This window comes from Clostridium sp. (genome assembly GCF_051654825.1).
Classification (GTDB): domain Bacteria; phylum Bacillota; class Clostridia; order Clostridiales; family Clostridiaceae; genus Clostridium.
In genome coordinates this window covers 1-6330 of the sequence record NZ_JBOFYU010000143.1, presented here as the reverse complement: position 1 = coordinate 6330, position 6330 = coordinate 1, and the positions used below count along the sequence as shown (strand labels likewise).

The following is a 6330-nucleotide window of genomic DNA, read 5'->3' as shown; positions in this document are numbered from 1 at the left end:
TGGTTCTACTTTTGGATTAGCTAAAAAAGGTTTACTAGATTTTAGAAATCATACAAGTAATGATTTGGAATTCCTTAAAATGATTGTACCAAGTTATTCTGGAGATAAATATTATAAAATGGAAGTTGCAGTTAGTGATGAAAATTTAATTACTGCTTCGGGAATAGCTCCATTAGAATTTACGATACAGGTTTTAAAAGTTTTAGATGTTTTTAAAGAGGAAGCGTTAAGTTCATGGTTAAATCTTTATAAAACTAATGATTCAAAATATTTTTTTGAACTAATGAACTGTAATAAATAAATTTAAGATTTATCTTAAATTCAAATTCATTAAGAAGTATATTAGAAAATATTATATCAATCAAATAAAACCTAGATTTTTAAGTCTAGGTTTTTTATATTTGAAAAATTATTTTATTGAAATAAAATCTTCATAGAATTTATTTTTAGCTTTTAAAAGTTCTTCTGAATATCTACCATTTCGAGGGGTTACTGCTTTATATTTTTCTAATATAAGGTTAGCCCTTCTTTTTTTGCTTTCTATTATAAGATAAGGATATATTTCTTGTATTAAGTTTATTGCTTCATTATATTTTAAAAAATAACTATAGCAGTCACTATGTTTATCAGGATTATAGTTCTTTTTTCTTATTATCTTACCCCCACCTATTTTTTCTTTAAGCCAATTTAATAGTTCTAAAGTAGTTGAGGCTACTGAAACACAGGGTGAAGGGAATTCGTTTTTATGGAATTTTTGTAGCATTATACTACCTTCTCCATCTATAATGCCAGCAATATATGCTTTTTCTACTTCAGTCAATTAAATCACCTCTTTCTATAATATATTATTGATTAAAATATTATAAACAATACAATCAAAATCTATTATTAGTAAATATGTTAATTAGTCATAATAATTAAGTTTAAGAGTATTATATCTTTAAGGGGAAGTATTACATTTTAATAAGGGGGAGGCCATGATAGTCGATGCAATTTTAATATTTATTCTTCAACTTATATATGTTCCATTATTAACACTTAGGACAACCTTAGTAGTTAAGGGGGAACGTAAAAAGGCAACTATGATATCATTGTTAGAGGCTGTTATATATATTATTAGCTTAGGTATTGTATTTTCAGATTTAACTAATATAGCTAATATAGTAGCATATGTATTAGGTTATGGATTAGGTATATATATTGGAGGTCTTGTTGAAGAAAAGTTAGCAATAGGATATAAACGTGTTGATGTAAGTTTACTAAATCCAAATGCAGAACTTGTACAATTTATAAGAGCTAATAAATTTGGTGTAACTACATTTATAGGAAAGGGTATCAATGAAGAAGCAAGATATAGGCTAGAGGTTATATCACTAAGAAGCAGGGAAAAAGAGCTGATCGACATTATAATTAAGTTTGAGCCAAATGCATTTATAGTATCATATGATTTAACTCAGTTTAGAGGTGGATTTATTAATAAACAAATAAAATTAGATAAAAAACAAGTCATATAAATGAAAAGTTTAAAATAGGCATTAAGGGTTACCTAATGCCTATTTACATGCTAATATCCTGGATAATAAAAGTCTCCATTTCCATGAATAAAATCTAATTTTTCAGATTAATTTAATATGATACAGCTTCTTATATTTTTAATTACGTCTATCAATGAACGTACTCTTTATTATTTTATTTTTAGTATCTCCAGAAATGCATAATTTAACTGCTTCAATTCCTAATTGTTCAATATGAAAGTCAACTGTAGAAAAGTTAAGTACCTTACTTATAGGAGAATTATCTTGTCCTATGAGAATAGGAATTTCTAAGTTATTATTTTGAAAGTACCAATAAATTCCTGAAGATATTTCATCACTATTAGAAAAAATGCATTGTAATTTAGGCGTAATGTTGCTAAAGTAAGCAGCTGCATTTATACCATCTTGGAAGGTTCTACAATTAGTAAATATGTTTTTTCTACTAAAGTTAGTTAGATTTTTAGAAAAAATAGAATATGTATTTTTAGAACTTATACTACTATTATGTAATCTGCTGAAAGTTAAACCTATATGTTCAATATTATTATTTTTTAATATTTCTAAAATAGATTTATATGTAGAACTTTTATCTAAAGTAACTGAAGGGATAAGTGAATTATCCGTATCTTCACAGCTTACTATATGACCATAACTTAAATATTTTTCAATAACACTATATGGATTAGCTGCAGAAGTAATTATGATACCATCAAATTCCTTAGTGGATAGTAATTTTAAATAATTAATTTCAGTATCTTTATCATAATTAGTTGGCAAGAAAGTAACTTTATAATTTCTTTTAAAACTTTCGTAAATAACAGAATTAATTATAGAGCTATAGTAAGAATTATAAGTTAAATAAGGAATTATAACTCCAAGGGTATAGCTTTTGCCAGTGCTTAAGCTAATAGCTTTATTATTAGGTACATAATTTAATTCATCAGCTATTTTGAAAATAATTTCTTTTGTACTTTTTGATATTCTACTACTATTATTTAGTGCTCTAGACACAGTAGATGGTGAAAATCCTGATTTTTTTGATATGTCATAGATATTACTCAATTTAGTTCACCTCTTAAAAATTATAGCAAAAAAAATATTAATCAACAATGTTGACGTGCAACCGATTGAACAGTTTATAGTTAAAATATAATTATAAATAAATTAAAAGGATGGGATTAAAATGAAAAGATTATTAAGTTGTTATGCTAGTGATTTTATAAATATGAAAAGAGATGAATTAAAGAATGCAATTTTAGCAAGTGAAGGAAGAACAATTTTAGGTGAAACTGTAGTAACAGCTGCACCTCTTTTAGAAGGAGTAACAAATGCAGAGGTTATGTCTTCATTTGGAGCAGATATGATATTATTAAATGAATTTGATGTATTTGAAAAGAAAATTAATGGAATGGCATATGAAGAAAATCCAATAAAAAAAATTAAACATCTAGTAGGAAGACCAATAGGAATAAATTTAGAACCAGTAGATGAAAGTGCTGAATTAATAGATAAAAAAGTAAATTTATCAAAAGGAAGACTTACAACAAAGGAGGCTTTTTTAGAAGCTGAAAAATTAGGAGTTGATTTTATATGTTTAACTGGAAATCCATCTACTGGAGTATCTAATGAAGCAATAAATAAGTGTATTAGTATTGCAAAAGAACATTATTCTGGATTACTTTTTGCAGGAAAAATGCATGGAGCAGGAATGGTGGAAAATATATTAGATGAAAAAATTATACTTTCATTTATAAATAATGGAGCAGATGGAGTTTTACTTCCAGCGGTAGGAACAGTTCCAGGAATAAATGAAAATTTATTGTCAGATATAGTTAGAAAAATAAAGGCGAAAAACGCCTTAGTAATGTGTGCAATTGGAACTAGTCAAGAAAGTGCAGATGAAGGAACAATTAGGTTAATAGGTATGAGCAACAAAAGAGTTGGTGCTGATATTCACCATATTGGAGATGGAGGATATGGAAGAATGGCTGATCCTGAAAATATTATGTCTCTATCAATAGCTGTAAGAGGAAAAAGACATACATACTTTAAGATGGCTCAATCAATAAATAGATAGTAATAATTTTAAAGACAATAAATTTGAAATTTATTAAAATAGAACAATTATGGGCACATAGGAATATCATGTTAATTAAAAGGAGGTGTTATATATATGTCTTTAGAAGTAGTTGGGTCTTATAGGAATTCACGTTCAATAAAAGAGCAATATAAAACATATATATCTTATCATGCTGTTTTAATTATGAATGATGGAACTACATGTGATGGAATTATTGAAGGTATAGATGGAGATGAAATAATAGTATTAGTTGGCGAAGATGTTGTAATTGATGAAAAAGGGGATAATATGAATCGTCAACGTCCTATGGGAGGTAGGTTTAGAAGATTTAGAAGAAATAATTTTCCAATGGATGGGATTAATAGGATAGACTTAATAAGATATCCGTTTATTAATCCAATATATCCATATCCTTACCCATATCCATATCCATTTTTCCCTTATTAAAATAAATTTCTAATGGGGATTATTGGAATAGAAAAGTTATAGATTGTGGAAAAGATGATGCAAGAGGTTTATTTGCCACAATTATATTGATTTAAATATCTATATTTTAAATAAGTTAATTACAAAAGGGATATTTTCAAAAATGAAAATGTCCCTTTTGTCTATAGTCTGGCTGCATGATGCCAAAATGTATCATGAAGTTTTTATTTATTAACTTATTTTAATTTTTTAATTATAGCTTCTAGATCTTCAGATAAAGTCTTTGCAAGTATGAAGTCATTATCTCTTAAAGCTAATTCAATTTTTGTTTCCTTTAGTTTTTTCTTTTCTTCTATTTTTAAATAATGTTTATTAAAGTGATTAGCGTAAATCATTTCTTTAAAATGAGATATGTTTATTTTTCTAATTTTTTTATCTTCAATTAATAAAATATAATCCATACAGTTTGCTATAGTATAGAAATCATGAGAAACCATTAAAATAGCTCCCTTATATTTCTTTATAGCTTTTTCTAAAGCTAATTGTGAATATGTATCTAAATGACTTGTAGGTTCATCAAGAAGTAAGAAATCAGCTCCAAGCTCAGATATTTTAGCTAACTGAATTATATTTTTTTCCCCTCCAGATAAAGTTACTATCTTTTGATTAAGTAATTCCTCATCAAAATTATACTCTGTCATATACTCTTTAATATCATCATAAGTTTTAAAACCAATATCAAAGAATTCATCAAGTATAGTATTAGTATAATTTAATGTTTCTCCTTGAAGTTGAGATAAATAACCTATTTCTATATCCTCATTTAATTCAATAGAAGAATCATTGTTTTTAAATATTTTTTGGAATAAAGTAGTTTTACCTGTACCATTTGAACCAACAATAGCTACTTTATCAGTAGATTTAATTTCAAAGTTAACATTTTCTAAAAGAACTTCATCAAAAGCAAGATTAAAATCAGTAACCTTTAAAACAGTTTTATCTGTAACTTCATTAGAAGTAGAAAAAGCAATTTTAGGTTCTTTAATATCTACAAATGGAGCTTTAATTCTACGTTTTTCTAATCTTTCTTGAATTTTCACCCTAGCTCTTAAGGTTTTACCTCTAAATTGTTCTGCATTTTCAGTTGCTAAATCTCTTAGTCTATCTATTAATTCTTCATTTCTTTCAATTTCTTCTGTATCTGCAGCAGCAAGCTCTTGAAGTTCAATTTTTGTTTGAAGTAATGAGAAATTATAATCAATGTATCCACCATCAAACTCTTGAAGCTCCATATTTTCAAGGTGAATAATTTTATTAAAGCAATGATTTAATAAGTATCTATTATGAGTGATTACTAATGTTGTTCCCTTATGAGAATTAATTAAATCTTTAAGAGCATTAAGATTTCTAAAGTCTAAAAATACATCAGGTTCATCCATAATAAGCAGGTCTGGACTAGTTAGCATTGATTTAACTACTTGAATAAGCTTAAATTCTCCACCACTAAGTTCAGATATCATTAAGTTTTTATATTTAATTAATTCTATAAGATTAAGTTTTTTATCAATAAGATTTTCATAATCATCACCATTAATTGCTTCAAAGGCATCTAAAGCTTCTTGATATTTTTCAAGTAAAGTATCAATATCAGAAGATGTTTCCATTTCGGTACATATAGATGTTATTTGATCTTGTAGTTTAATAAAATCTTCTGCAAGATATTCAAAAACTGTAATTTCTTTTGTTTTATCTAATTCTTGGAATTGACGTACATAACCAATTCTGCAATTTGGATCAATTTCTAAAGAACCATCAAACATATATTTTTCAGGATCCATAATTATATCTATAAGAGTACTTTTTCCACTACCATTTGTTCCTATAAAGGCACAATGTTGACCATCTTCTAATGTAAAGGAAATATTATTATATAGATTTTTTTGAGGGAATGAGTAGGATAATTTATCAATTTTTATCATGTTGGTACCTCTCTTTTATCAGTAAAAAAGAGCCTATAAAAACAAGCTCCTTAATATTTATTGTCTTATTAATTGAAATTTCCTGTAGTAAATAGTTTTATTAATTATATTATTGATAGCATAACACCTTTTCTTACTAACTTCAATAATTTCATAATTGATAGTGAAGTCTAGTTTAGTTACAAATTTGAATAATTTTTCCTTGTAGCATTTTATCTTTAAGTAGTTTAAAGGTTCTAAAGTAATTGAGGTTAATGAAAGATAGATCGAAAGTGATTCCAATAACTATAGTAGCTACAGTATTATCAAT

The 6330-nt window shown here is 26.3% G+C and carries 6 protein-coding genes and 1 pseudogene; 4 read left to right on the top strand and 3 right to left on the bottom strand.

Annotation, left to right across the window (positions count from 1 at the left end; translation table 11 throughout):
* Nucleotides 1–301 (top strand): annotated as a pseudogene (locus ACRDBA_RS08750) (glutamine amidotransferase); the annotation flags it as partial.
* A gap of 108 nt (nucleotides 302–409) precedes the next feature.
* Here ACRDBA_RS08750 and ACRDBA_RS08745 read toward each other — a convergent pair.
* A complete protein-coding gene (locus ACRDBA_RS08745; protein WP_438572540.1) occupies nucleotides 410–820 on the bottom strand; it encodes an LAGLIDADG family homing endonuclease in 411 nt (136 codons plus the stop codon).
* A 157-nt stretch (nucleotides 821–977) separates the two neighbouring features.
* Here ACRDBA_RS08745 and ACRDBA_RS08740 point away from each other — a divergent pair, with 157 nt between their 5' ends.
* Nucleotides 978–1514, top strand: a complete 537-nt coding sequence (locus ACRDBA_RS08740; RefSeq protein ID WP_438572539.1) for a DUF5698 domain-containing protein — start codon at nucleotides 978–980, stop codon at nucleotides 1512–1514.
* 138 nt (nucleotides 1515–1652) lie between these two features.
* On the opposite strand, the gene ACRDBA_RS08735 is transcribed toward ACRDBA_RS08740, so the two are convergent.
* Nucleotides 1653–2597, bottom strand: coding sequence for a LacI family DNA-binding transcriptional regulator (locus ACRDBA_RS08735; RefSeq protein ID WP_438572538.1), 945 nt, complete (start codon nucleotides 2595–2597; stop codon nucleotides 1653–1655).
* A gap of 121 nt (nucleotides 2598–2718) precedes the next feature.
* Here ACRDBA_RS08735 and ACRDBA_RS08730 point away from each other — a divergent pair, with 121 nt between their 5' ends.
* Entirely contained in the window at nucleotides 2719–3612 is an 894-nt protein-coding gene (locus ACRDBA_RS08730; protein WP_438572537.1) for a DUF7916 family protein, read from the top strand.
* 96 nt (nucleotides 3613–3708) lie between these two features.
* Entirely contained in the window at nucleotides 3709–4062 is a 354-nt protein-coding gene (locus tag ACRDBA_RS08725) for a hypothetical protein (RefSeq protein ID WP_438572536.1), read from the top strand.
* Between the two features lie 215 nt (nucleotides 4063–4277).
* On the opposite strand, the gene ACRDBA_RS08720 is transcribed toward ACRDBA_RS08725, so the two are convergent.
* A complete protein-coding gene (locus tag ACRDBA_RS08720) occupies nucleotides 4278–6020 on the bottom strand; it encodes an ABC-F family ATP-binding cassette domain-containing protein (protein WP_438572535.1) in 1743 nt (580 codons plus the stop codon).
* Nucleotides 6021–6330 lie beyond the last annotated feature (310 nt).

Excerpts from the sequence above, each read along its gene's own strand:
- ACRDBA_RS08720 (WP_438572535.1), bottom strand. The coding sequence starts at position 6,020 with ATGATAAAAATTGATAAATTATCCTACTCATTCCCTCAAAAAAATCTA.
- ACRDBA_RS08730 (WP_438572537.1), top strand. The coding sequence starts at position 2,719 with ATGAAAAGATTATTAAGTTGTTATGCTAGTGATTTTATAAATATGAAA.
- ACRDBA_RS08725 (WP_438572536.1), top strand. The coding sequence starts at position 3,709 with ATGTCTTTAGAAGTAGTTGGGTCTTATAGGAATTCACGTTCAATAAAA.
- ACRDBA_RS08740 (WP_438572539.1), top strand. The coding sequence starts at position 978 with ATGATAGTCGATGCAATTTTAATATTTATTCTTCAACTTATATATGTT.